General features: G+C 41.4%; 18 protein-coding genes and 1 pseudogene. 14 read left to right on the forward strand and 5 right to left on the reverse strand.

Translation table 11 applies throughout. The annotated features are described in order from the left end of the window. The first annotated feature begins 332 nt into the window (after nt 1–332). Nucleotides 333–1,904 (forward strand): peptide chain release factor 3, encoded by a 1,572-nt coding sequence (locus LDK34_RS12065; protein ID WP_178942232.1) that lies wholly within the window; start codon nt 333–335, stop codon nt 1,902–1,904. A 101-nt stretch (nt 1,905–2,005) separates the two neighbouring features. Here the strand turns inward: LDK34_RS12065 and htpX are convergent, their stop codons facing one another. Further along, nucleotides 2,006–2,908: a zinc metalloprotease HtpX gene (gene htpX / locus LDK34_RS12070; protein ID WP_178942233.1), complete on the reverse strand. Its 903-nt coding sequence runs from the start codon at nt 2,906–2,908 to the stop codon at nt 2,006–2,008. Nucleotides 2,909–2,926: 18 nt separating this feature from the next. Continuing rightward, complete coding sequence (locus tag LDK34_RS12075) at nt 2,927–3,487, reverse strand: LemA family protein (protein WP_178943446.1); 561 nt, start codon at nt 3,485–3,487, stop codon at nt 2,927–2,929. A gap of 161 nt (nt 3,488–3,648) precedes the next feature. On the opposite strand from LDK34_RS12075, the gene LDK34_RS12080 reads away from it, so the two are divergent. After that, nucleotides 3,649–4,248, forward strand: a complete 600-nt coding sequence (locus LDK34_RS12080; protein ID WP_178943447.1) for a GNAT family N-acetyltransferase — start codon at nt 3,649–3,651, stop codon at nt 4,246–4,248. Between the two features lie 206 nt (nt 4,249–4,454). Next, entirely contained in the window at nt 4,455–5,225 is a 771-nt protein-coding gene (locus LDK34_RS12700; protein ID WP_178913921.1) for an N-acetylmuramoyl-L-alanine amidase family protein, read from the forward strand. A 75-nt stretch (nt 5,226–5,300) separates the two neighbouring features. On the opposite strand, the gene LDK34_RS12095 is transcribed toward LDK34_RS12700, so the two are convergent. Further along, complete coding sequence (locus LDK34_RS12095) at nt 5,301–6,035, reverse strand: MucBP domain-containing protein (RefSeq protein WP_178913922.1); 735 nt, start codon at nt 6,033–6,035, stop codon at nt 5,301–5,303. A gap of 465 nt (nt 6,036–6,500) precedes the next feature. On the opposite strand from LDK34_RS12095, the pseudogene LDK34_RS12705 reads away from it, so the two are divergent. Further along, nucleotides 6,501–7,555, forward strand: a pseudogene (locus LDK34_RS12705) (acyltransferase). A 193-nt stretch (nt 7,556–7,748) separates the two neighbouring features. Here the strand turns inward: LDK34_RS12705 and LDK34_RS12105 are convergent. Further along, nucleotides 7,749–9,311, reverse strand: a complete 1,563-nt coding sequence (locus tag LDK34_RS12105) for a trypsin-like peptidase domain-containing protein (RefSeq protein WP_236941888.1) — start codon at nt 9,309–9,311, stop codon at nt 7,749–7,751. Between the two features lie 170 nt (nt 9,312–9,481). Beyond that, a complete protein-coding gene (locus LDK34_RS12110) occupies nt 9,482–11,749 on the reverse strand; it encodes an ATP-dependent Clp protease ATP-binding subunit (RefSeq protein ID WP_178942237.1) in 2,268 nt (755 codons plus the stop codon). Nucleotides 11,750–12,099: 350 nt separating this feature from the next. Between LDK34_RS12110 and LDK34_RS12115 the strand changes: the two genes are divergently transcribed. The 10 genes from LDK34_RS12115 to LDK34_RS12160 all read left to right on the forward strand — a co-directional run bounded on the left by LDK34_RS12115 (nt 12,100) and on the right by LDK34_RS12160 (nt 25,097). Beyond that, nucleotides 12,100–13,434, forward strand: coding sequence for a carboxylate--amine ligase (locus tag LDK34_RS12115; protein ID WP_236941889.1), 1,335 nt, complete (start codon nt 12,100–12,102; stop codon nt 13,432–13,434). A 104-nt stretch (nt 13,435–13,538) separates the two neighbouring features. Next, complete coding sequence (locus LDK34_RS12120) at nt 13,539–16,436, forward strand: YfhO family protein (protein WP_236941890.1); 2,898 nt, start codon at nt 13,539–13,541, stop codon at nt 16,434–16,436. Between the two features lie 5 nt (nt 16,437–16,441). Then, the gene (locus tag LDK34_RS12125) at nt 16,442–16,624 is read left to right on the forward strand and encodes a hypothetical protein (RefSeq protein WP_161002568.1); all 183 of its coding nucleotides are present in this window, start codon (nt 16,442–16,444) and stop codon (nt 16,622–16,624) included. A gap of 330 nt (nt 16,625–16,954) precedes the next feature. After that, a complete protein-coding gene (locus LDK34_RS12130) occupies nt 16,955–17,221 on the forward strand; it encodes a phosphocarrier protein HPr (RefSeq protein WP_017261119.1) in 267 nt (88 codons plus the stop codon). Then, entirely contained in the window at nt 17,221–18,948 is a 1,728-nt protein-coding gene (gene ptsP / locus LDK34_RS12135) for a phosphoenolpyruvate--protein phosphotransferase (protein WP_178942240.1), read from the forward strand. Before LDK34_RS12130 ends, ptsP begins: the two co-directional genes overlap by 1 nt. A 292-nt stretch (nt 18,949–19,240) precedes the next feature. Next, a complete protein-coding gene (locus tag LDK34_RS12140) occupies nt 19,241–20,419 on the forward strand; it encodes a glycosyltransferase family 4 protein (protein WP_017261117.1) in 1,179 nt (392 codons plus the stop codon). Nucleotides 20,420–20,501: 82 nt separating this feature from the next. Continuing rightward, nucleotides 20,502–21,524, forward strand: coding sequence for a glycosyltransferase family 4 protein (locus LDK34_RS12145; protein WP_178942241.1), 1,023 nt, complete (start codon nt 20,502–20,504; stop codon nt 21,522–21,524). A 2-nt stretch (nt 21,525–21,526) separates the two neighbouring features. Continuing rightward, nucleotides 21,527–22,588, forward strand: coding sequence for a lysylphosphatidylglycerol synthase transmembrane domain-containing protein (locus LDK34_RS12150; RefSeq protein ID WP_178942242.1), 1,062 nt, complete (start codon nt 21,527–21,529; stop codon nt 22,586–22,588). Continuing rightward, entirely contained in the window at nt 22,585–22,842 is a 258-nt protein-coding gene (locus tag LDK34_RS12155) for a DUF1797 family protein (protein ID WP_017261114.1), read from the forward strand. The genes LDK34_RS12150 and LDK34_RS12155 overlap by 4 nt, the downstream gene beginning before the upstream one ends. Nucleotides 22,843–23,018: 176 nt before the next feature. After that, on the forward strand, nt 23,019–25,097 hold the full coding sequence (locus LDK34_RS12160) for an LTA synthase family protein (protein WP_178942243.1): 2,079 nt from the start codon (nt 23,019–23,021) through the stop codon (nt 25,095–25,097). The last annotated feature ends 485 nt before the right edge of the window (nt 25,098–25,582 follow it).

Consider the following 25,582-nt stretch of genomic DNA (forward strand, 5'->3'; position numbering starts at 1 on the left):
GGGTCATGAAGATACCTCTTTCTTGTTTGTGGTGAATTAAGAATAGGTCTTCATGGCCTTTTTGACTAGTCTGAATAAAGAACTGGTCTAGTAGAGCAGGTGTTGCACTTCAATTTTAAATCGAGGGGAGTAAATGCGTTTGTTTTGTTGTTTTTTCTTTTTTGAATTTTTCCATTAGTTCCAGAAATCTATATCTTTATTAAACAAACGACATTATAGTGCAAAAAAAGCATCAAAATCTGGTTGCCTTTCTTTGTGCTCTATACTGAGCTTCTCGTAAGACAAATATGAATTTCATATTATTAACGTTACTAATAAAAGTTGGGAGAATTATGCTAGATACTATTAAAACGAAGGTTGAGACAAGAAGAACATTTGCCATTATTTCCCACCCTGACGCTGGGAAAACGACGATTACCGAACAATTGTTATTATTTGGTGGCGTAGTCCGTGAGGCTGGAACTGTGAAAGGCAGAAAGAGCGGGAAGTTTGCTACTTCAGATTGGATGGAAATCGAAAAGAAGCGCGGCATTTCGGTGACTAGTTCTGTCATGCAGTTTGATTACGATGGGAAACGTATTAACATTCTTGACACGCCAGGACATGAAGACTTTTCTGAGGACACGTATCGAACGCTAATGGCAGTGGATTCGGCGGTAATGGTAATTGACTCAGCAAAGGGAATTGAACCGCAAACGAAGAAGCTGTTTCAGATTTGTAAGATGCGTGGAATTCCCATATTTACGTTCATTAATAAACTAGATCGGGATGGACGAGAACCGTTGGATTTACTTGGTGAAATTGAGGACGTTTTAGGAATTGAAACATATCCAATGAACTGGCCTATTGGGATGGGAAAAGGTCTAAAAGGTCTCTTCGATATTTACAATAATCGTGTTGAACTATTTCGTAAGGGTGAAGGGTCACGTTATTTGAAGCTAAATGATTCAAATGATATCGACCCTGAGGAACCATTACACAGTGATTCAATTTGGCAAGACACACGTGATGAAGTTGAACTTATTCAATCTGCTGGGAACGAACTTAGTGAAGAAAAAGTGGCATCTGGGGAATTAACACCCGTGTTTTTCGGTTCTGCTTTAGTCAATTTTGGCGTGGAAACGTTTCTAAAGGCATATTTAGAATTTGCACCTGGTCCCACAGCTCATAAAACTAGGGAGGGTCAACTCGTCACTCCGTTAGATGAACAATTTTCGGGTTTCGTTTTTAAAATTCAGGCAAATATGAATCCGAATCATCGAGATCGGATTGCTTTTGTACGCATCTGTTCTGGTGAGTTTGATCGTGGAATGGACGTCACATTGGAACGTAATCAGAAGGTTCTTAGACTAAACAATTCAACTCAGTTTATGGCCGAGGAACGTGAAAATGTTGACCGAGCAGTGGCCGGTGACATTATAGGATTGTATGACACTGGTAATTTTCAAATTGGTGATACTATTTATTCTGGAAATGACGATTTTCAATTTGAGGAGCTTCCCCAATTTACGCCTGAATTATTTGTTCGAGTTACTCCTAAAAATGTGATGAAACAAAAGTCATTCCATAAAGGGATCGAACAGTTAGTCCAAGAGGGTGCAATTCAATTATTTAGATCATATACTTCTAATGAGTATGTTTTAGGCGCAGTGGGACAACTTCAGTTTGAGGTATTTCAGTTCCGTATGGAAAACGAGTATCATTCTGATGTAATCATGGAAACTATGGGAAGTAAAATAGCGAGGTGGATTGATCCAGATCAACTAGACGAAAATATGGCTTCATCGCGTAATCTTTTGGTTAAAGACAGAGATGGGCAGCCACTATTTTTGTTTGAAAATCAATTTGCTGAAAATTGGTTCACTCAAAAGTATCCAAATGTAAAACTAACGAGCAAACTGTGATAGCAAAAATGTTAGTAGACTTTTCTTAAGAGCCCACGGTTCGAATAAAAATGACAACTTTCTTGAACACTTTCAAGAAGTTGCCATTTTTATTGTGCTTTTTACATTTTCTGCAATCTATCTATTCGGTCAGCAATTGGGGGGTGCGTGTCAAATAAATGTGCAAATGATCGTTTATTTTTGAATGGATCCGTAATATATAATGCTGCGCTACTGGAATCTGCAGCCTGCATCGGCTCTCCGCCAGATATTTTCTGTAACGCGGAAATGAGACCTTGAGGATTTCTGGTCAACTCAACACTGCCAGCATCTGCTAGGTATTCACGATTACGTGATAAGGCCATCTGAGCAATAGAAGCGGCGAGGGGACCCAATATAACTAGCACGATGGAAACAATGAACATGATGATTCGTAGATAGCCACCATCGTTGTCGTCGTCATCACGGTCTCGACGTCCGCCACCCCACCAAAAGGAATTCATACCGATATTTACCAATAAGCTAATAGCAGCTGACAAGGCAAGGGCGATAGTCTGTAGCCGAATGTCGTAATTACGAACGTGAGTCATTTCATGACCGATGACTCCTTCAAGTTCTTCACGGTTTAGGATTTGCAAAATACCACTGGTTGCTGCAACAGCTGCATGTTGCGGGTCGTTGCCAGTTGCGAAAGCGTTAGGGCTTGGGTCATCGATAATGAATACCCGTGGCATTGGCACACGAGCTACTAGCGCCATGTCTTCAACAATATGCCAAAGTTCCGGTGCTTGGTCGGCACTTGTAATCTCGTGACCATGATTCATGCTCATAACGACGTTTGTTGAATTACCAATCATGATAGCTGAATACACAACCGCGATGACTAGCGCCATTAATAAGCCAGCAATGCTACTATTAAAGAACATATAACCGATTGCCGCTCCGATTGCGAGAACAAGTAGCACAAAGCCAATTAGCACGTAAACGGTTCGGCGTTTGTTTTGTCGAATTTGTTCGTAAAGCAACTTCGTGTCTCCTTAATTTTAGTTACCAAAAGATACTTTTGGAGCTGACTTTTCTTCTTCGGGAACCTGCAGGTAGTCAGCCGGTGTGAAGTGATGAAGGTTAGCAACCATGTTACTTGGGAATGTTTGAAGTTTCATGTTCAAACTCGCAGCACTTGAGTTATACAACTGACGTGAGTAAGCAATTTTGTTTTCTGTATTACTTAGTTCTTCCATTAACTTAGTGTATTCTTCGTTAGCCTTAAGATCGGGGTAAGCCTCAGAAACTGCCAAGATGCTTTTAAGCGTATCACTTAACTGATTTGATACTTCCATGGCTTTTTGGTGGTCGTCAGAAGGAACACCCATCAACTGGCTACGCAGGCTTGTTATTTTTTCCAACGTTGACTGTTCGTAGTGACCGTATCCTTTAACGGTTTCGACTAGATTTGGGATTAAATCGTTTCGACGTTTGAGCTGGACATCGATCTGACTCCAAGATTCCTGAGTGTAAGTGCGAGCACGAATAAGTCCATTATATAAACTGGCATAGATAATACCGAGCACAACTAAAACGACAATGATGACAATGGATGTAATCATAGTGAATCTCCTTTTCTATATTTAATTTGTTACCCGTATTCTACCAAACGTGGATGTGTTAGCGCTAATTCTTAAGCCTGCTTAATGATTAAACGCTGTTTTTGCCTTTATACGGGCTTTCATGTATGATGTTAACATACAGAAACGGAGGAATTTTTATCATAACGATTCGTGAAGCACAAAAGGATGATGCTGGCCAGATAGCCCCCCTCATCAATATCATTTTCAAAGAAATGGAACTGGAAGAATTAGAAGACGTTCCTGACCCTGCCGTCCTGAAGGCCATTACCGCTGCGTACCAGAGTGAAGCATATCTATCTGGTGCTGCAACAACGGTGGTGGCCGAGGCCAACGGTCAAGTAGTGGGAGTAGCATTTGGCTATCCCGATGAAAATGAGCAAAAAGTGGACCAAGTGCTGGAGGACGCAACGAGTTTTAGTGATGTCTTTGCGGATGATCCATTCGGTTCTGATTATGAAGCATTTAAGAACGAATGGTACTTGGACTCCATTGTAGTTGATCCCAAATACCAGGGGATGGGAATCGGCGGAAAATTGCTTGAAGCCATTCCTGAAGAGGCTGTGGAAGACGAAAAGTCAGTTGTTGGACTTAATGTTGACTTTGAAAATCCTGGTGCAAAAGCACTATATGACCGACATGGTTTTAAAACCGTCGGCATTAAGAAAATTGGGGATCATTGGTATTTCCACATGCAACGGGAAATACAACAGCAGATCTTTTCTGTAAATAGAGCATAAAACTAAATGATATTAGTGGCAGGTTACTCGAGTTGCATGAGTAACCTGCTTTTTTAAATTCTAAGGGCTATGGTGTTAGTGCTATATATGAAACAAGAATTGCAATTTTAAGAACAAAATATCTTTTTGGTGTTTCCTAATTAGGAACTCTTTGATATAATTATTTGATTACTTTTTTATAAATAATATTGAGAGGAGAAAAAGTAATGAAAAGAATCCTAAGAAGACTAACGTTTGTTAGTCTCGTAGCTGCCTCATTAGGTCTAGGGCTAGCTATCTCTAATACCACTGCAAAGGCCGATAGTTGGTGGGGTTATTCAAGTGGATGGTATTTATGGGACGATGCAGGCCAGTCTTGGGACTACGGCTGGCAATATCAGAATGGTAGTTGGTATTATTTAGGTGATAATGGTGCTATGAGAACGGGCTGGCAATATATAGGCGGTTCTTGGTACTACTTTAACAATTCAGGCCAATTATCTACAGGTTGGCAAGTTATTAATGGCTCCTGGTATTACTTTTACTCAGATGGGTCAATGGCAACTGGCTGGGCGGACATTAATGGTAGCTACTATCATTTTAGCGGTAGTGGTTCTATGCAGACTGGTTGGATTTACGATAATGGTTGGTTCTACATGCAAGGGTCAGGTGTTATTGCGACAGGCTGGTTCCAAGCTGGAAACTCTTGGTACTACGCTGATGCTGGTGGTTATATGCTGAGTGGTCAATGGTTAGGCGACTACTACTTGAATGGAAATGGCTCAATGGCCACAGGCTGGACGTACCTTGGTGATGGCAACTGGTCATACTTCAATGGGAGTGGTCGGGTTCAATACGGTTGGGTATATTCAAACGGTAATTGGTATTGGATTGACCAAGTTGGTTACATGGTAACAGGTTATGGTAATGAAGTAGATAACGGTAAATATGGTGACTTTACTGACAGTGGTGTGTTCACTGGATATGAGAACTATTAATTTTTAAAAACAAAACGACAAAAACGCTGCGATAATTTATCGCAGCGTTTTTTAAACGAATTAATTATAGATGTGTTACGCCATGTTTCTGATAGAAATTGGTCCCGTTAATTTAACGTACATAGAATTGATAAAGCCTAAACCTTGCAGTTGGAACCAAACAACTCCGGAAGGATCACTAACTTCACCATTGATAACCACGACACTTCGGTTTGCTATGGTTCCAGATGGCCGACCATATGGCTCAGCATAGTAGGAAACAGATTTACCATCAACAAAGTCGATGGTACCGCGAGCTGAAACAGGTTGAATATCCCAATTATGTTCCTTGGGTTCGTCATGATGAGAAGTTGGTCGAACAGGAGAGTTATTGAGTGTAAAAGCGTTTGGCTTATACATAACCCATTGATTAGTGCCCATGTTATACCAAAATTCACCATTATTCGTAGCGATTCGGGAGAATACGCGCCAAACTGAACCAACTGGCATTTCTAGTGCCTGTAATTCACCATCGGGACGGTCATAGGTAGGGACGTCTTCCTGAATTGTGGCGTACATTTGAACTTTTTCAACTTCTGCCCAGTCGGATTCTCGGAAGTACAAACGTGCTTCCTGCTGCTGGTTGGTGAAGACACCATCAAGGTTGCCGGTGTGGTGAAGTAGGCGGTAGTTGGCAAATTCCGGTACCTTTACTTCATAATGATCACCAATGGCGCCACGTAGCACTTTTGGTTCTACTAATGTTTTACCGGAGTCAACGTCTGTGTAATAAACCCAAACTGGAACTCCTTCAACTAATTTTTCACTCATAATTGCAGACCCCACTGAATATTGATTAATACCCTCAGTATAGCGCACTCGTAGTTAAGGTTAAAAGAGGGAAGTAAGACTTAAATAGTCTTTTATAAAGATTAACGTGGCTTCAATATGTTTTTTTGACGGCGGTGTGTTTTTGAACCCACTTTTTTTATTAACACTAGCTACTCTATTGTTGATTGTGTGGAGTGAAACATTGATTTGGAAATGTAATTCTGTGGTACAAACACAATCAGTACATTTCTGTCATTTTACAAGCAATACCTTGATTTTATTTTCAATATTTATTGTGAGATACTCCTGCGACAGTTATCATTATGGTTGTGTGTTTATGAAGATTTTCTTTTGCCAGCAATTGTATTTAACTGAACTAACAGTAACAAGCTTTCAGGAAAGGTCATTATTTTGAAAAAGAGAATTCTAACTTTAGACGTCATCAGAAGCATTGCGATAGTTTTGGTGGTTGCTTGCCATTCACTCCAACAAACAATACCAGCCTTCAACATTGACGGTTCGAGTCAACAATTTGTCAGCTATTCGATTATTAAGCAAATACTCGCTGTGAGTGTGTTTATCTTAGGCAGGACAGGTGTTCCACTATTCTTGATCTTATCGGGTTACTTAATGATCGACAGACCATACAATAATAAGTCATATTTGAAGCACTTTTTGCTACATAATTTATTGCCACTGCTGGTTTGTTTTGAAATTTGGACAGTCATATATGAACTTTTTCTAAAAAAGGTGTTTGATCTTCATATTGTTTTAAAAGACTATTTCTTATCAGGCTTGTTTCTTGATAACCCTGCTAGTAAATTATTTTCAGTTTACTTATGGCACTACTGGTATATACCCGCCATTCTTGGTCTATACTTGACGCTACCATTTTTGGCAAATGCTATTGTTAAATCCAGTCGAGAAGTAGTGAATCTATTTCTAGGTATTTCAATATTGTTTACCATGTTATTACCAGAAGTGAGCGCTGTATTGAGTGTGGAACGAAAGTCAATGGTTACTACGACTATTTCGATTGGAACAGCCTTGTCATTTAGCGCTGTTTATTTTGCTTTTGGATATCTTATAAAACAGGGGCACTAAAAAGGTTAAAGAGCACATGGTTAATTCTCATTGCAAGCATTGATTTTATACTTTTGTTAGCGGGTAGCTTGTTTTTAGATACAAAGTATATTGTCCCCGGTCGGCCAATTTTTGGGGTTTGGTACACAAGCCCACTATTACTAGTATTTTCAATTGTTTTGTTTGAATTACTGCGTAGAATTCCCGAAACAGATAATTTAGCAGTATTTACTTTGTTCTCTAAGCTAAGTCTAGGTGTTTATTTAATTCATCGACCAGTGCAAATGCTCTTTAAAAAATATGGAATTGTGACTTCAGGTAATGATATTTGGAAGTTTACAGTGCTTTTATTGGGTTCACTTGTTGTGAGCTATTTAATCGCTTGGATAATTAGTTTGATTCCGATAGTGAGAAGGGGATTGCTAAACGTGCGTTGACTTTTTATTAATTCTTATTAGTTGCCCGTTTTGTATATTAATACTCAGTCATTTTTTATGTGAGTCTATATAAAAAATGATTGATGAGATTTTTCACTATATGTACTATTTGGTAGTTCATCAAATCTGATTTTAAAATAAAATGGTTTGTTCTTGGCAAGATTCCGAGAACAAACCATTATTTAATTTTTAACTATTGTTTAGTTGCAACACCAGATCCGGCTATTGACCATCCATCAATAACGCCACTCGTTGCCATTGAACCATCGGCATTTAGATAGTACCACTGACCATTGATTTGTTGCCAACCCGTTTGCATCCGTCCGTTTTGGTTTAGGTAATACCATTTACCGTTTATGCTTTGCCAACCTTTTTGCATAAATCCATTTTGATCAAAGTAAAACCAACCATTGTCGATTGCTTGCCATCCCGTTTGCATTCGACCATTTTGGTTAAGGTAGAACCAATTATTATTAATTAGCTGCCAGCCTTTTTGCATAAAGCCGTTATTATCAAAATAGAACCAGCCGTTGTCGATTGCCTGCCAACCTGTCTGCATAATTCCATCTGTGGTCATGTAGAACCAGTTGTTATTTATTAATTGCCAACCAACTAGTAAATGGCCATCCTGGTTAAAGTAATAATAATGACCGTCGATAACTTGCCAACCGGTTTGCATTACTCCGTGAACATCGGTGTAGTAGACATACCCGTTGTTTTTCAAGAACCCGTTATTCAACTGGCCCTTATCGTTATAGAAGTACCATTTACCTTCGTTTAACAGCCAACCGTTTGAAACGGTTGAATTCTTAATGATTTGATTGGTCATATTGAAGTAAGCATCGGTCAAATTTGTGCCCCAGTTGAAGGTCGATGTTGCACCAGTGTCGCGGGTGTTGATCCCAATAATTTGTTCTGCCTTGTTATACACCGGAGAACCGCTATCACCGCCTGTCATGTCAATGTTGTAAAAAATATTGTTGCCATGAATTCCTACAATATTACCGGAAGCAGAATACTGTTTTGTTGGGGAATTTTGTTGTCCTAAAGCATCCACAGGATAGCCAGAAATTGTAGCAGCTTCACCGATGGTTGCACTATTAGGGGACATACCCATAAAACCGGTTTGATTACCGACTGTACTGTGGAGTTTTATGACACCAATATCCAGTGTAGGATCACCGTTAGTGTTACCTGTATTAACCGAGTTAATATAATCTTGTGAGACATAGTATGTGCTGGTACTTGAAAATCCGTACGGCATAACGGTACCGTTATTTGCGGGAATGACGGTGATTGAATCTGGCATTTTGCCTTTTATAGGACCGTCGCTACCATAAACACAGTGCCCCGCAGTCAGAACGGTATCAGGAGAAACCATGACACCCGTTCCTTGATAGTAGTTTGTCCCACCATAATCCATTCTCAAGAGGACAATTTTTCTGTATGGTGATACTGTTGTGTCAGAGACAACTTTACGATCATCATTACCGATAACAGCATTCAAACCTGAGTTTGGTACTTCACTTATTGGCGGGAAATTATTAGTTTGCGGATTCTGCATTCCAGAACCATTTGATCCCTGTGTCGATTGCAGCGGGGCAGAAGAATCACCCGGATAACGTTGATTGCTATCGCTAACTGTAAACTTGTTGTTATCATGTCCAACAACGGTCATGGCATGTGCAGAAGAGACGCTTCCAACGTTGACACTTAGCAGCACAGCTAACCCGAGTATTGTTTTCTTTATATACATAACTACCACCTCTAATAGATTGTTATGAACAACTCAACAATAATCTTTTAGAAGATTTTGCGCAATCTTATCATTAAAGTGATTCTAGAGAATAGTATAAGCAGAATCAAAAACATAAAAAAAGACAGTCGATAAAAGTCGGCTGTCCATAAATAATTAGTGTGTTCGATTTACTTGGCTTGCTTGTTTGATGAAACTTCAGCATTAGTTGTTGACTGTGTGTCAGCTTCAACCTTAATGTTCTCGCCATCCATCACAGCTTCAAGATTGTGTGTATCAGGATTATCCAAGAAGAAGTCGGCAATCCGATCTTCCAGTTGTTCCTGAATGACACGACGTAGCGGACGAGCACCCATTGTTGGGTTGTACCCTAAGTCGACAAGCTTTTCCTCAACTGGCTTCGTTACATGAATGTGCAAATTGCGGTTAGCCAACTGATCATTAACATCGTCTAACATCAGTTCAACAATCTGACCCAAGTTTTCCTTGGAAAGGGAGTTGAACTCAACGATGTCATCAAAACGGTTTAAGAACTCAGGCTTGAAGTAGTTGCCTAACTTGGCCATCAGACTAGCGTGTTCATCTTGAGTAGCACCGAAACCAACGCTGTTCTCGCCACTATCACCAGAGCCGGCATTAGAAGTCATGATGATGATGGTGTCCTTGAAGGAGACTGTACGACCTTGAGAATCAGTTAAACGACCGTCATCCAAGATTTGCAAGAACATGTGCATAACATCTGGGTGAGCCTTCTCAATTTCATCTAACAGAATCAATGAGTAAGGGTGACGACGAACCTGTTCAGTCAATTGGCCAGCTTCTTCATAACCAACGTAACCAGGCGCAGAGCCAATCAGTTTGGAAACACTGTATTGTTCCATATATTCACTCATATCAAAGCGAATCATGGCATCCTTTGATCCAAATAACTCTTTAGCAAGTTGTTTAGCTGTTTCTGTCTTACCAACACCGGTAGGGCCGATGAAGAGGAAGGAACCGATAGGACGACCAGTTTGATTCAAACCAATTCGGTTACGACGAATGGCACGGGCAACTTTGTCAACTGCCTGGTTTTGACCGATAACATGTTTTTCAAGCCGCTTATCCAGATCCTTCAATTGGGTCTTTTCTTGCGCTTGCATGTCGCTAACCGGAATGTCAGTCTTTTCCTCGATAATGTGCTCGATATCTTTTTCAGTCACCGTTGCAGCATCATCGGGTTGTGGATTTTCGTCCGCGTCCTTCTTGGCCTTTTCTAGCTGATTGACTTGATCGCGGTAGTAGGCAGCCTTCTCGTAATCTTCTTTGTCCAAAGCGGATTGCTTGTGTGCTTCCGCGGTGTGAATTTTATCTTCGTAAGAAGTAGGGTCCACGTTGCGTAACGTTAAGTTCTTCTTTGAACCGGATTCATCAATCAAATCAATGGCTTTGTCAGGCAAGAAACGATCCTGAATGTAACGGGCTGACAAACGTGCTGCGGCTTCAATTGCTGCGTCAGTGTAGTGAACGTGGTGATAGTCTTCATAACGCTTTTGAATACCCTTCAAGATTGAAACCGTATCCTCAATAGAAGGTTCCTCAACTTCAATTGGTTGGAAACGACGGGCTAAAGCAGCGTCCTTCTCAATATCGCGGTATTCTTTCTGAGTTGTGGCACCAACGAGTTGGAATTCACCACGGGCAAGGGCAGGTTTCAATACATTACCGGCATCCATACCGCCTTCAGCGTTACCTGCACCAACAACTTCGTGAATTTCATCGATGAACAAGATGATGTCATCGTTCTTTGAAACTTCACTCATTAATTGTTGCATGCGTTGTTCGAATTGACCACGAATACCAGTTCCTTGAACCAGTGAAACAACATCCAAACGAATGATTTGTTTGTTGAGCAGTTTTTCAGGCACCTTACCGTTAACGATGGCTTGGGCCAAGCCTTCAACGACCGCCGTTTTACCAACACCAGCTTCACCAATCAGAACTGGGTTGTTCTTCGTCCGACGGTTTAAGATTTCGATAACACGATCAATTTCTGCGTCACGACCGATGACGGGGTCAATTTTACCTGCCTTAGCTTGATCAGTGAGGTTTAAACCATATTGATCAAGTAGGGGATGCTTAGAGTTTTTATTGTTGTTACCGCCGTTGTTGTTACCACCGCGGCCTGCTTGTGTTTGTGGACCTTGTTGTGCTTGTTGAAAATTATTGGCATTGACGTTACCGTTTTGCATTGCAGCAAAGAGGTCATCTAAATTACCAAAACCAAATGGATCTTGAGCCATATTTGTTGATCCTCCGTTTCCGTTCATTAAATTATTCTCAGCTTGTTGTAGAAGTTGATAGCAATTTTGGCAAAGATGCACTTGCATCTGTTGTCCGTTCATTGTGAGGCCTAAATGAATCGTTGCCTCATTTTGATGACAGTTTTGACAAAGCATGTTATCGCTCCTTCTAAGGGCTCACCAGCAGTTCGAATGCGTACATATGATTGCTGATGGCGAAAGGGAGTTGATCGATTGCTTTTCGTTTGACCAACTTTGACCTTTGATTAGTATTATACACACTAACAAAAAGTGTGCAAGGGAATTGCCTCACTTTTTTAGCACTTTCTTTATCAGAGTGCTAAAACGGAGAATTTTCCTTAACTTGCAAAAGATTATTGCTCTGTAAACTTTTTAACGATTGAAATTCTTTAGTTTCTCTAATGATTCTTGTAAAAGTGATAATGAAAATTGTGTTAGATTATTATAATAATATCTAATAAAAGGTTATAAGTAAGGTGAGTTAATTGACGGAATACGCAGGGAATACAGTGCCATTTTTCTTTGGAACAGATGAAAACGCATATGGCGTAGCAAGAATGTATTACGATTTAACGGGTCAGAAAGCCATTATTTATGGAGCAAAAAACCTATCGGCAACTCGGTTCAGTAAATTCACCGATGTGACAGTGATTCCACATCTTAGCCAAACAATCGCCTTTGCTAAAGCAATGCAGAATGGCATTTTGGATCGAATTAAGAGTTTTAAACGTGTTGTGTTAATTGGCTTGGGTGATGCCTATGCAAAGTTGATTAGAGAGTATGCGTACTTTCCGGACAATGTTGTGCGACCTTATCCAGATGCTGAAATGTTTGAGCAAGTTACGGATAAGGCCCGTTTCTATAAATTGTTGGAGAAAACTGAGCTGAAGCCAGCAGAATATGTTGAACTGAGCAAAAACGATACGGAACGTGACGTAAAGTCACCGTTTCCTTTTCCAGTTATGCTTAAGGCAACGGACTCGGTTAGTTGGGGTTCGATGAAATATTCAGATCATCGCAAGGACTATGTGCTTAATTCTAATGAAGAAATTAATCATTTCTTGCGTTTGGCTTATCATCAAGGCTATCAGCGGAACTTTGTTTTACAACGCTTTGTAGCGGGTGAGGGACAAGAATACACGTTTTCTGCCTATGTCGATCAACACCACCATGTTCGTGGCATGGCATTAGGCCACGTTGCCTTAGAGGACCATACGCCGTGGGGAATTGGTAATCACGATGCCATTTTTCCGGTTCAGGAAAGCGAGCTAACAGATAAAATATGCCAATTTTTAGAGGATATTGACTACACGGGCATTGCGAACATCGTTTTCAGGTATGATCAAAAGACTCAACAATTTTTAGCACTTGAATTAAATGCGCGTTTGGAACGTTGCAGTTATTGGAGTGCACTAAACGGTGTTAACTGGGTTGAATTAATGTTGAAGGATGCAGACGATGAGTTTGCCAACGTGCCTGATGACGAAATGACAAAGGTTATGACACAGCCTGATCAGATTATGCTGTGGCTACAAGTTAGCCCACGGGTATTTAAACGTTATGCACCAGACTCACCGGCTAAAAACGTAGCGGTTAACTTGATTCGGCAGCGGCGCTGGCGATACGGTTTTAAAGATAAACGGGATTGGAATCCTCAGCGTGCCCGAATGTATCATTTCATTCACGTTAGCAATAGATATCACTATGAAACGTGGGGCAACGTAAAAGTCAATCCTGTGGTTCGTTTTTTCCAGCTAACGCGGTGGGCAATCGTTCGCACCATTAATAAAGTCGGTCCTAAATACAGTTTGATGAATTAGTGCTTTACCATAAGTAAATAATTATTTGCGACGATGGCCAGTTTTGTTCATAATGTAAGAATCAACTTACACAATGACTTAAGACTAAAGGAGCACGTACAACCATGAAGTTCTCATTTGCAAAACAAAGGCGAGGAAAACTTTATGGCGGTTACGTGCTTTTTTTTGTGTTGTTTTGTCTATTAACATACGGCGTGTACTGGTTATTTGGCTATTCACTGATCTCAACGCATGATGTGTTGCATCAGCATGTTCCGATTATGATTGAATACCGCAAGATTCTGCTTATTTGGCTACACCATCTGAGTGCAGGACCGTTGCAATGGTCGTGGCACATTGGTTTGGGAGCAGATGCATTCCAAACGTTTTCGTACTACATCATTGGTGATCCGTTTGCTTACCTGATTTTGCTATTTAATAAGGCACACTTGTTAACGGGGTTTCAGCTTATAGGTCTGGTACGCATGTTTTTTGCTGGACTGAGTTTTACCTATTTTGCCAGTCATTTTTCACTTAAACGCTGGGCCATTTGGTTGGGCGCGATGGTTTATCTCAGCAGTGGCTTTGCCATTTACGCGAGTCTATTTCAACCGTTCTTCGTTAACGCGTTGATTCTATTGCCATTGCTAATCACTGCAATTGAAGCAGTGTTGCAGGGACGGTCAGCGTGGGGATTCGGTTTTGTTGTTTATTTCAGTGTGGTAGTTAACTTTTATTTGGCGTTCATGTTGGCCCTCGGTGGAATCACGTACCTGATTTTACGCTGGAGTGAACTTCCACATCCTTTGGCACGGCAGCACTGGTTTAACTTTGGTCGGATGTTATGTAGTGGGGTGCTTGGTCTGTTGGCGACGGCGTGGCTGACCTTACCAGAAATTAAGGCCCTCCAGAGTTCGCCAAGATTCGATGTCCCGTTTGCCAGTGGGATGCACTTTTATTCCTTACAATACTACCTAAGTTTGCCAAACGCACTGTTAGGCAACGTTAACGTGGATCCGTTTTGGCTAAATACGTTATCAGTAAACATGTTGTTGCTTGTAGTTGTGTGGACTTTTCGTCATTACCGGGACTACAAACTGATTGTGAGACTGATGGTGCTGACAACAGTGCTCAGTTTATTGCCAATGTTTGCTGCTACATTAAATGGCTTCACCTCACCATCGAATCGGTGGTTATTCTTAATGAGTTTACCGATGGCGTTAATGACAGGTGTTTTCCTACAACAACTTAAGAGTATGACACTCAATGATTGGGTGCCCATCTTCAAATGGGCGGCCGTCATTCTTGCCTTAATTCTTATCAGTACGCAAATTATTGCTGATTCGACCAATACGGTGCTGCCACAATTATTCTTTTTAATGGTCTATGCAGGCGTATTTGTCGTTGGTACGGTTCGGCCACAATTGCTGAAACCACAAGTTCTTAGTGCTCTGGTGATGGCTAATATTTTTGTCGCCTTTAATTTCGAAAACGCTGCGTACGATATTCATCAATTTTTACCAAATGGTGCGGCTAAGGCGTTAATTTCTCAACCGTATGGTACAGCGACTACAGCAGTAGCAACTCAGCCAACATGGGCGGAACAAAACGGGACAAAGATTAGCAAATATGCGCCGACTTTTGCACGCACCAGTAACGTTAGTAACTATGTCACTGCTTCGGCCGGCATTACGCCGAATAACTTTCTTTTGAATGGCGCTAATATCAGCTCGTTTTATTCGATTCAAAATGGGGCGGCCATCCAATTTAGTCGCGATTTATTAAACAATCAACGGCAACTGAATTTGCCGATTCAACAATTTGATGACCGTGGTCGGGTGCTAAATTTTTTGGGTGTTCGCGATTTATATGCTAATTCGCCATTGCCAAGTGATACGAACATGCCACATAATTACGTTCCAACATTTGGTGAAACACCGGATTTGAATCAGTCCTTTTACGGTGCTAATGGGGATGTTCAGGTTTATCAGACCACGGATAATTTTCCGTTGATGTACTTTCAGTCACGCGTTATCAGTAATCAGACATACAAGCAACTAGATGCCAATGAAAAAGAAGCCAATTTGGCGAACGTGACAGCTATCAGCGATACTAAGAATTTAAAAGTGACAAAGTTGCAGCCTAAAGGTGTCGTAATTCCTTATAAACTATACGATGCCGACCAAAATGTCGTCAGCACTACCAATATTGCCGACACGAATAAATCTGATACCTATACACTTTATATTCCTAACGCTAAGCAATATCAGGGGATGGAAATTCGCGCTTTGATAACGAACGTTCATTACACAGAACCAACGTTGACTGATCGAATTAACATTGATAAGTTGAATTCACCAGGAATCAATGGTCACCTTTCTTCTGGTAGTAATCAGACGGCGGCTCATGGCGGGTGGGATGCCTTCAAACGTGATGTGGCCAATGGGTCACCCAATCAAGCTTGGCGTATTAGTATGACAAATGGTGATATTACTAACTCGTTAAGTCAGATGCCTGAAACCAATTTGAGTGAGTATGAAAAAACGACGGCTGGTGTGCTTAATCTAGGATGGGTAGACCAGATGCCAAACGGTTTATCTATGCAATTGGGACAGGTAGGGCGTTATTCGTTTGATTTGCAACTTGTTGGGATTCCGATGACAACTCAGTATGATAAACAAGTACAACACTTGCAGAAGAACGGATTACAAGAATTAAGGCTGAGACACAATGAAGTTACAGGACTTGTGACGACCAAGCAGACTGGGGTGTTGGCCTCATCTATCCCTTATAGTGCCGGCTGGCATGCCACGGTCAACGGGCATGCTGTCAAGTTGATTAAAACAAATCGAGCTTTCATGGGGATTAAGCTAACTAAACCCGGCAAGCAGCAGATCAAATTAACGTATCGGACACCAGGATTAACAGCAGGCATCCACTTCACAGCGATTGTCAGTGGTTTGATTGCAGTTTTGGGTATCGCCCAGCTTGGCTGGCACCTGTTTAAAAGAAAGAAGGATTGAATTCAATGGATGACGACTACGCAGCAAAACTTGAACAGTTGAAAAATGGTGAAATTGAAGAATTAAAGGTTACACCAGAACACTTTATGAAGTTTCAAACGGCGTTGATGAATGTGCCTTATCGTCAACGGATAGTTGGTCAGGCTGATCGTGGTGGCGAAATCACTTATCATTATCAAGAAGATTAGTATGCATACAGATTTTAGACGGCGTTCATGATGTTTTTTCATCAGTGACGTCGTTTTGTTTTCTCGAGAATTTACCAGAATGTTTCACCTATGGAAAACGATTTCAAAATAAAATGCTGTTAATCCAACGTTTGTCAAACACGGTCTAGACCACTATCCGTATAGGATTAGCATTGGTACCGCTTTCCAAAAAGCGCATTTTTCCTTTGCGAATGGTTGTATTTTGTAAAAAACATATGCTACTATGATACAGAAGGTGATTGATGAATCGCCGTTTCTACGGCAAAGTAATCCCTTACAAATCTAAGTGCATTAAGGAGATTAATGATTATGGAATCTAAAGACTTTCACATTATTGCAGACACAGGCTTACACGCACGTCCAGCCACACTTTTGGTGCAAACGGCATCTAAATTCTCTTCAGAGATTAACTTGGCTTACGATGGTAAGTCCGTCAACTTGAAGTCCATCATGGGCGTTATGTCATTAGGTGTTGGTAAAGACGCCGATGTTACCATTTCTGCTGACGGTGCCGACGAAAAGGACGCCATCAGTGCAATTACAGATACCATGACTAAAGAAGGTTTGTCTGACTAATGACTCAGAAACTCAGTGGGATTGCGGCCAGTAACGGTGTTGCCGTTGCTCCGGCCTATATGTTAGTTGATCCGGATTTAACGTTTGACAAGAAGACAATTTCTGATGCTGATGCTGAAAAGGCCCGTTTACACAGTGCTTTAGATGCATCAATAAAAGAATTGCAACAGATCAAAGCCGTTGCTGAAAAAAGTTTGGGCTCAGAAGAAGCCGAAGTTTTTGAAGCACATATTACGATTTTGCAAGATCCAGAAATGATCGGCCAAATCGAAGGCAAGATCGACTCTGACAAAGTTAATGCAGAAGAAGCATTAAAGGAAATCACCGACAATTTCATCGCGATTTTTGAGGGCATGACCGACAATGCGTACATGCAAGAACGGGCAGCTGATGTGCGCGATGTAACCAAACGGGTTATGAGCCACCTACTGGGTAAGAACCTACCTAATCCAGCCTTGATCAATTCTGAAGTTGTGATTGTGGCGCATGATTTGACACCAAGTGATACGGCACAACTGAACCGCAAATTTGTTAAGGGCTTCATTACTGATTTGGGTGGTCGGACGTCACATTCGGCAATCATGAGTCGGACATTGGAAATTCCAGCTGTTGTTGGGACTGAAGATGCTACTACTACCATCAAACAAGGTGATAAGGTTATTGTCGACGGTTTGGATGGTATTGGTATTGTCGATCCATCTGACGAGGATGTGACGACTTACACCAAAAAAGGTGACGACTTTGCTAAGCAAAAGGCTGAATGGGACAAGCTGAAGGACGAGGCATCTGTTTCCAAGGATGGCAAGAACTTCACGATTGCTGCCAATATTGGGACGCCTGATGACGTTGCTGCTGTTAATGATAACGGCGGTGAAGCAGTTGGTTTATTCCGTTCAGAGTTCCTGTATATGGACAGTGCCGAATTGCCAGACGAGGAAAAACAATTCCAAGCCTACAAGAAGGCTGCTGAAGATATGCATGGCAAACAGGTTGTTGTGCGGACCATGGATATTGGTGGGGACAAGCATCTTGACTACTTGCCATTACCAGAAGAAATGAACCCATTCTTGGGTTACCGTGCCATTCGGATTAGTTTGAAACAACCTGATTTGTTCCGGCCTCAGTTGCGCGCATTGTTGCGAGCCTCTGCTTTCGGTAACATTGCCATCATGTTCCCAATGATTGGGACGGTTGACGAGTTCAAACGGGCGCGGGCAATCTATGACGAAGAACGGCAAAACCTCATCAATGATGGCGTTAAAGTGGCTGACCACATTGACGTCGGCATGATGATGGAAGTGCCAGCCGCGGTGTTGATTGCCGACAAGTTGGCCAAATACGCTGACTTCTTCAGTATTGGTACGAACGATTTGATTCAATACACGTTTGCTGCTGATCGTGGTAACGAACACGTTTCCTACTTGTATCAACCTTACAACCCATCGTTATTGCGTTTGATCAAGAAGGTTATTGATTCAGCGCATGCTGAAGGTAAGTGGGCCGGTATGTGTGGTGAAATGGCTGGTGACCAAGTTGCTGTACCATTATTGATGGGAATGGGCTTGGATGAGTACTCCATGAGTGCCACATCTATGCTGCAGACGCGTTCATTAATGAAGAAACTTGATACAAAATCGACTGCTGACCTTGTTGATAAGGCACTTGATGCCGAAACCAATGAAGACGTTGCTGATATGGTTAAACAGTTCATGGCAGGGTTGAAGTAAGCCTTCCTTTGTTAGAACTTGCTTAAGCAAGCCTTGAGTAATTTATGAGATTAAAGCACTGATCGCATTTGCGACTAGTGCTTTTTTCTTCGCGAAAAGTTAAGTTTTTGACGTCATTGTGGCCAAATCCAGTGTGAATATTGGCGTGCAGAGATAGTCTAGGTTAGAATTGAAGATAATCTAAACGATTAGCGTTTGCACTATATAAACGCAATCCGTATAATGAAACTTGATTATTTTGTTGGCAAAAATGCTGACTGAACACTGAATTTAGTTTGAAGGGGGCACCAGCGTGAATATTGGCATATTTACTGAAACATATTTTCCGCAGGTGAGTGGTGTGGCCACTTCGATAAAAACACTGCGTGACCAACTTGAGCAAAACGGTCATTCAGTTTACATCTTTACATCGACAGATCCTAAAGTTGATAAGGATGTTTATGAGCGAAACATTTTTCGTTTTCCGTCGGTACCATTTGTTTCCTTCACGGACCGGCGAATTGCCTTTCGTGGTGCGTTCCGTGCTTTACAAATTGCGAAAGACCTTCATTTAGATATTGTTCATACCCAAACGGAATTTTCGATGGGGCTGATGGGAAAATTTGTTGCCCACGCGATGAAGATCCCAGTTGTTCATACATATCACACGATGTACGAGGACTATTTGCATTATGTGGCTAATGGTAAGTTACTAAAGCCTAAGCAGGTACGTTTGGCGACCCGAGCTTATTTACATGGCGTTGAAGGGGTGGTTGCACCCTCTGATCGAGTGCTAGACACTTTAAAGGGCTATGGTGTTAAAACGCCAATTCGGGTCATCCCAACAGGTGTTAATCTGACGCAGTATGAACAACCCCAGTCCAATGAACTACGGCAGAAAATGCATTTTAGCGCCAATACACCAGTTTTGCTTTCATTGTCACGACTGGCATTCGAAAAGAACATTCATGAAGTTATTATGGCGCTGCCGGATATTTTGGCACAGCAACCTAATGCACAACTTGTCATCGTCGGTGATGGCCCCGCTAGAGAAGATTTGGAACAACAGGTACGTGTGATGAAATTAACAGATCATGTCACGTTTACGGGAGAAGTTGCTAACGAGGATGTTTACCGTTACTATCAAATGGCTGACGTGTTTGTATCTGCTAGTGATTCAGAATCACAAGGTCTGACTTATATTGAGGCTATCGCAGCGCACTTACCGATTGTGGTCATGAGTAGTCCTTATGCTGATGAGCTGTTGAAGACAGATACAATCGGACGCACCTTTAAGCAACAAGGCGAATTAGTGCGTGACGTTTGTGACTACTTGTCACATCAAATCGATGTTAGCGATGACACCGTTCGTCAACGAATTTTGTACGAAATTTCCGCAGATGCGTTTGGCAAACGAATTATTCAGTTTTATGCTGACGCCCAGTTGATTTATCAAGAAGATAGTGAAAAATCAGCCAAGTTGAGCGATTAACACTCTTAGCACGTATTTCCGAGCTGACCTTGGGTTAGTGGAAATACGTGTTTTTACGATAATAAACGTTTAGGAGCACACAATGTTACGAATCAATATGTTCTCTGCCGCAACGTCCGTTCCCGGACAAGGAGTCGGCAGTGCATACACGGAATTAGTGAAGTTGTTGCAAGATAACTTTGATGGTGAGTTTGACATCACCATTAATAAATGGCACAAAACGGACATTTCACACTATCATACGGTGAATTTTCCTTATTACCTGTCTACTTTTCTGCCGGGGCGAGGGGTTAAAATTGGCTATGTTCATTTCCTTCCCGAAACTTTAGAGGGCAGCTTAAAACTACCCCCAATCGCAAAACAGATTTTCTATCATTATTTAATCTCGTTTTACAAACGGATGGATCACATCGTAGTGGTCAACCCGACCTTTATTCCGAAGCTCGAAGCCTATAACATTCCTCGAGGGAAGATTACGTATATTCCAAACTTTGTGTCTAAAAGTGAATTCTACGAGATGTCGTCAGCTGACAAACTTGCAACACGAGCCCGCTATCATCTAGACGCAAAAAAATTTACAGTTCTTGGTATCGGTCAAATTCAGGAACGCAAGGGTGTTCGTGATTTTATTACATTGGCAAAGAATAATCCTGACGTTCAGTTTGTTTGGGCAGGTGGATTTTCATTTGGCCGGATTACGGATGGCTATGCGGACCTAAAAAAGGTGGTTGATAATCCGCCAGCTAATTTATTGTTCCCAGGTATTGTTGACCGTAAAGCGTTGGTTGACTACTACAACATGGCGGACCTGTTTTTACTGCCATCGTATAACGAACTGTTCCCAATGTCTGTATTAGAGGCATTTAGTTGTGGCACGCCGGTATTGTTGCGTGATTTGGATTTATACCGGTCCATTATTGATGGCTATTACGAAAGTGCGACGGATGTGGCCGATATGCAAAAGAAGCTAACATTGTTGCAACAAAATCCTGCGGGGATGCAGCATTTACACAGTCAGGCCTTATTGGCATCTGAAGTGTACTCGGCGAGTCATCTCGCCCAAATTTGGCATCGTTTCTATCTTCAGCAGGCGAGAGAGGATTAATTATGTCCCGACGGAATCGAATTGTATTAATCGTGATGGTCATTATTGGGTTAGGAATCTTTGCGTACTCGTTGCGCAATGTGGCCCTGACACAATTGCTTCATGATTTATTGCATATTAATGGCTGGTGGCTTTTGATTGCGATTGCTTGCATGGTGGGCTACCTGCTAATTGAATCACGTATCGTTCAAGTGTTTGTCAATGACCGGATAAGTGGTTTTACATTTAAAGATGCGGTTAGAATTCCACTGATTGAGCAACTCTTTAATGGAATTACGCCATTTTCGAGTGGCGGTCAGCCAGCACAGTTGGTGGCCATGATTCAAACCGGTGTTGATGGTGGTCGTGCTAGCTCAGTGCTACTAATGAAGTTTGTCGTCTATCAAGCGATGATCGTGATTAATTTTTTAATTGCGTTAGCCATTGGTTTTCAATACTTGGCCGCTAAGTTACACTATCTGGCGTTATTCGTGGTGTTCGGTTTTTTGATTCACTTAGTTGTGATTTTAGGCCTACTCATGATTATGTTCTGGCATTCGTTTACCAAACGAATGGTGAACTTACTGATGAAGCCGATGCGATGGTTTGTGAAGCCCGAGCGTTATGAAGAATGGCGGGTTAGTCTTGACGAAAAGATTGATTCTTTCTATTTAGAGAGTGTCAGAATTAAGTCCCAATGGCGATTGATGGTGCACGTGGCATTGCTGACGTTGGCACAGCTGTCAGTCTACTATTTAATTCCGTACTTCATTATGTTGTCGCTGGGTTATAATCATGTTAATGTACTGATGGTTACAGCGCTTCATGTGTTAATTGTGATGGTGATTTCGCTGTTTCCAATTCCTGGTGGTGCAGGCGGTGCCGAATTTAGTTTTGAGGCGTTGTTTGCAAGTTACGTGACTAGTCGTTCAAAGCTAGTGTTAGCCATGATTCTATGGCGGGTAATCACGTATTACTTGGGGATGTTTTCAGGTATGTGGGCGATGGCGTTAAAGCCAGATAAAGTTACTGAGGAACCGGTCAAACGCCATCGGTTTCTGAATCGAACAAAGGATAAACAATGAGTGAAGAAACAGGTACGTTATTGGAAAGTATTATTCGCCGTTTGCGAGCGATGCAGTTTGATCATCGTAGTGAAGAGCAGACGCGTTATTTTGAACAGTTTGGTGTTGAAGTATGCAAGGTGACACTGAATCAAACAACTGGTGAGTGGACAGTACAAGATGCCAGAACAGCCCCGGCTTTTTGTTATGACAATATGGATATGGTGGCAGTAGCAGTGTATGATGCGCTGACAGAGTTTAAAGCCGTCTTTTAAACTATCCGGACAACTAAGAATTTATGAAGAACCCCGCCAATGTTTGTAATTGTGCGGGGCTCGTTTATAATATTGACTTGTTGAGTTAAGGTTCATTTAAGCAACAAAACGAGTAACAGGAATTGATTACAGTCACTGATAACACTTGTTATATCAGCGACGTGGAGGACAGACACATGGCGAAATTCTTCAAGGGTCTTTATGCCAAGCTAAATACGACCCTCGGTTTCTTCTTTTTAATGACGGCACTGTTTTGGTTAAAGACGTATATCGCGTATCGAACCAAATTTACACTGGGTGTTGAATCCCCGATTCAGCAATTTATTCTGGCGTTAAATCCGCTGCCGACGGCGTTATTGCTGTTTGGGATTGCGTTATATTTCCGCGGCAAGTTGTCATATTGGTTAATGCTGATTATTGATGCATTACAGACGACATGGTTGTTCGCAAATATTCTTTATTATCGTGAGTTCTCAGACTTTCTGTCGATTGGGATTGTCAAAGGGTCTGGTTCAGTCGATAACAATTTGGGAAAATCGTTAGCCGGAATTTTGCATTTTTCAGATTTGTTTGTTTATCTGGATGTGTTGGTATTGATCGTTTTACTGTTAACAAAGCTGATCAAAGTGGACAAACGACCATTGAAGAAACGTTTTGCAATCACAATGACAGTGTTCTCTATTGCGTTGATGATGGTGGATTATGGCTTGTCCGTAAAAGATCGTTCAGGTTTGTTAACACGGACGTTTGACAACAACTATATTGTTAAATACCTGGGCTTAAATGAATATGCGGCCTTCAATGCTTATCAGACACATCAGCAGTCAACTAGTCGGAGCCAGGCTTCGAAAGCTGATATGAAGTCAGTTCAAAAGTATTTGAAGAACAATCCTGCTGGTGAGAATTTTCAATACTTCGGTAAGGAACAAGGCAAAAATGTCTTTGTTTTCCATTTGGAGAGTTTCCAACAATTTCTGATTAACTATAAATACAAAGGGCAGGAAGTTACGCCAAACATCAATGCGTTCTATAAAGATCAGAACACATTGTCATTTGATAACTTCTTCCATCAAGTGGCGCAGGGGAAGACATCTGATGCCGAAATGATGATGGAAAACTCGTTATATGGGTTACCAACTGGTTCCGCAATGATCAGTTATGGAACTTCTAACACGTTCCAAGCAGCACCAGCCATTCTCTCACAGCATGGGTATACTACGGCGGCCATGCACGGGGATGTGCCAAGTTTCTGGAATCGTGGTAACACGTACAAGTCTTGGGGCTATCAAAACTTCTTTAGTAAGTCGTTTTATCCTAATGCTGATAAGCCAAGTTATAACGTGGGCTATGGGCTGAAGGATAAGATTTTCTTGAAGGATTCAGCGAAGTATATTCAGCAATTACCACAACCGTTTTATGCTAAAGTGATTTCAGTAACGAACCACTATCCATACCTATTAGGTAAGAAGGATTCTTCATTCCCGCAGACGGATACTGGTGATAATACGGTTGACGGTTATGTTGTAACGGCGCATTACCTTGATCAAGCCTTTGGTGAATTCATTAACTACTTGAAGAAGGTTAATCTCTACGATAACTCGATGATTGTTGTTTATGGGGATCATTATGGTATTTCAAATAACCATCGTCCTGCCATTGCCAAGCTGTTAGGTAAGAAGAAAGTTACGAATTACGATTTAGCAATGTTCCAGAAGGTGCCATTTATGATTCATGCACCTGGTGTTCAAGGTGGTGTTAACCATACTTATGGTGGTGAAATCGATGCATTGCCGACCATGATGGATCTGTTGGGCATTAAAACAACAGGCAACTACATTATGATGGGGCAAGATTTACTCTCCACACAACGGAACCAGATTGTACCGTTTAGGGATGGCAACTTTGTAACACCGCAGTATACAAAGGTTGGTAGTCAGGTTTACGACACAGCAACGGGTAAGTTACTTGATCTGACAGCGTCACAAAAGAAGCAAGTTACTTCTGATCAGGATCATGTTAATACGGTGCTGGGGTTGTCGGATAAGATCATGACACGTGATTTGTTACGTTTCTATACACCAACGGGCTTTAAGAAGGTCAATAAGAGTGATTACAATTACTCGGTATCTTCTACAAATTCACGGTTGAAACAGGGGCAAAAGGATAATCCCACCAGTGTACAAGCTAAAAATGGTGGTAAATCAACGTCGAGTGACTATAAGACTGACGCGCCGGAGTTAAGTAAATCGAAGTAATCCAAAAAGATTCCACGTTTTGTGGAATCTTTTTTTGTTCGTCATTTTATCGTTGAAACGCAAGACTGGTGTCGATATTTACGGGTTAATAGGGTCCTCTGAAACGAAACCCATCATTTTTTCCGAACAATTTGTTGAATTAACGCACACTTACTACGTGTATCCCAATTGTGGAGCAAGTGTTTGAGTAGTATTTATTCAGATTTGTGCTTGACCACAATAAGACGCTTTGATAATATAGCTTATGTTGTCAGGGAGTGCTTGAGCGACAAGCGATAGCGAAATTATTTCCTAACAAAAACACTTGACTCACAATGAGCCAAATGATATAGTATAAAAGTTGTCTTGAGGCAACGAAGTAGATCTTTGAAAACTGAACAACGTTTCGACGAATCAAATGTGTAGGGTCTTTGAACGAAAGTTCGAAGCAATTACAATTGTGAAGTCAATTCACTTTATAACCAAGTAACAACAAAACAAGAGCT

Origin of the sequence: Furfurilactobacillus milii (assembly GCF_021654115.1) — a bacterium.
Lineage (GTDB): Bacteria > Bacillota > Bacilli > Lactobacillales > Lactobacillaceae > Furfurilactobacillus > Furfurilactobacillus milii.

Bases quoted from the DNA above. Each gene is read 5' to 3' on its own strand.
- LDK34_RS12105 (WP_236941888.1), bottom strand. From the start codon at position 9,311: ATGTATATAAAGAAAACAATACTCGGGTTAGCTGTGCTGCTAAGTGTC.
- LDK34_RS12150 (WP_178942242.1), top strand. From the start codon at position 21,527: ATGTCCCGACGGAATCGAATTGTATTAATCGTGATGGTCATTATTGGG.
- LDK34_RS12120 (WP_236941890.1), top strand. From the start codon at position 13,539: ATGAAGTTCTCATTTGCAAAACAAAGGCGAGGAAAACTTTATGGCGGT.
- LDK34_RS12095 (WP_178913922.1), bottom strand. From the start codon at position 6,035: ATGAGTGAAAAATTAGTTGAAGGAGTTCCAGTTTGGGTTTATTACACA.
- LDK34_RS12700 (WP_178913921.1), top strand. From the start codon at position 4,455: ATGAAAAGAATCCTAAGAAGACTAACGTTTGTTAGTCTCGTAGCTGCC.
- LDK34_RS12130 (WP_017261119.1), top strand. From the start codon at position 16,955: ATGGAATCTAAAGACTTTCACATTATTGCAGACACAGGCTTACACGCA.
- LDK34_RS12155 (WP_017261114.1), top strand. From the start codon at position 22,585: ATGAGTGAAGAAACAGGTACGTTATTGGAAAGTATTATTCGCCGTTTG.
- LDK34_RS12160 (WP_178942243.1), top strand. From the start codon at position 23,019: ATGGCGAAATTCTTCAAGGGTCTTTATGCCAAGCTAAATACGACCCTC.
- LDK34_RS12065 (WP_178942232.1), top strand. From the start codon at position 333: ATGCTAGATACTATTAAAACGAAGGTTGAGACAAGAAGAACATTTGCC.
- LDK34_RS12145 (WP_178942241.1), top strand. From the start codon at position 20,502: ATGTTACGAATCAATATGTTCTCTGCCGCAACGTCCGTTCCCGGACAA.
- LDK34_RS12110 (WP_178942237.1), bottom strand. From the start codon at position 11,749: ATGCTTTGTCAAAACTGTCATCAAAATGAGGCAACGATTCATTTAGGC.
- LDK34_RS12125 (WP_161002568.1), top strand. From the start codon at position 16,442: ATGGATGACGACTACGCAGCAAAACTTGAACAGTTGAAAAATGGTGAA.
- ptsP (WP_178942240.1), top strand. From the start codon at position 17,221: ATGACTCAGAAACTCAGTGGGATTGCGGCCAGTAACGGTGTTGCCGTT.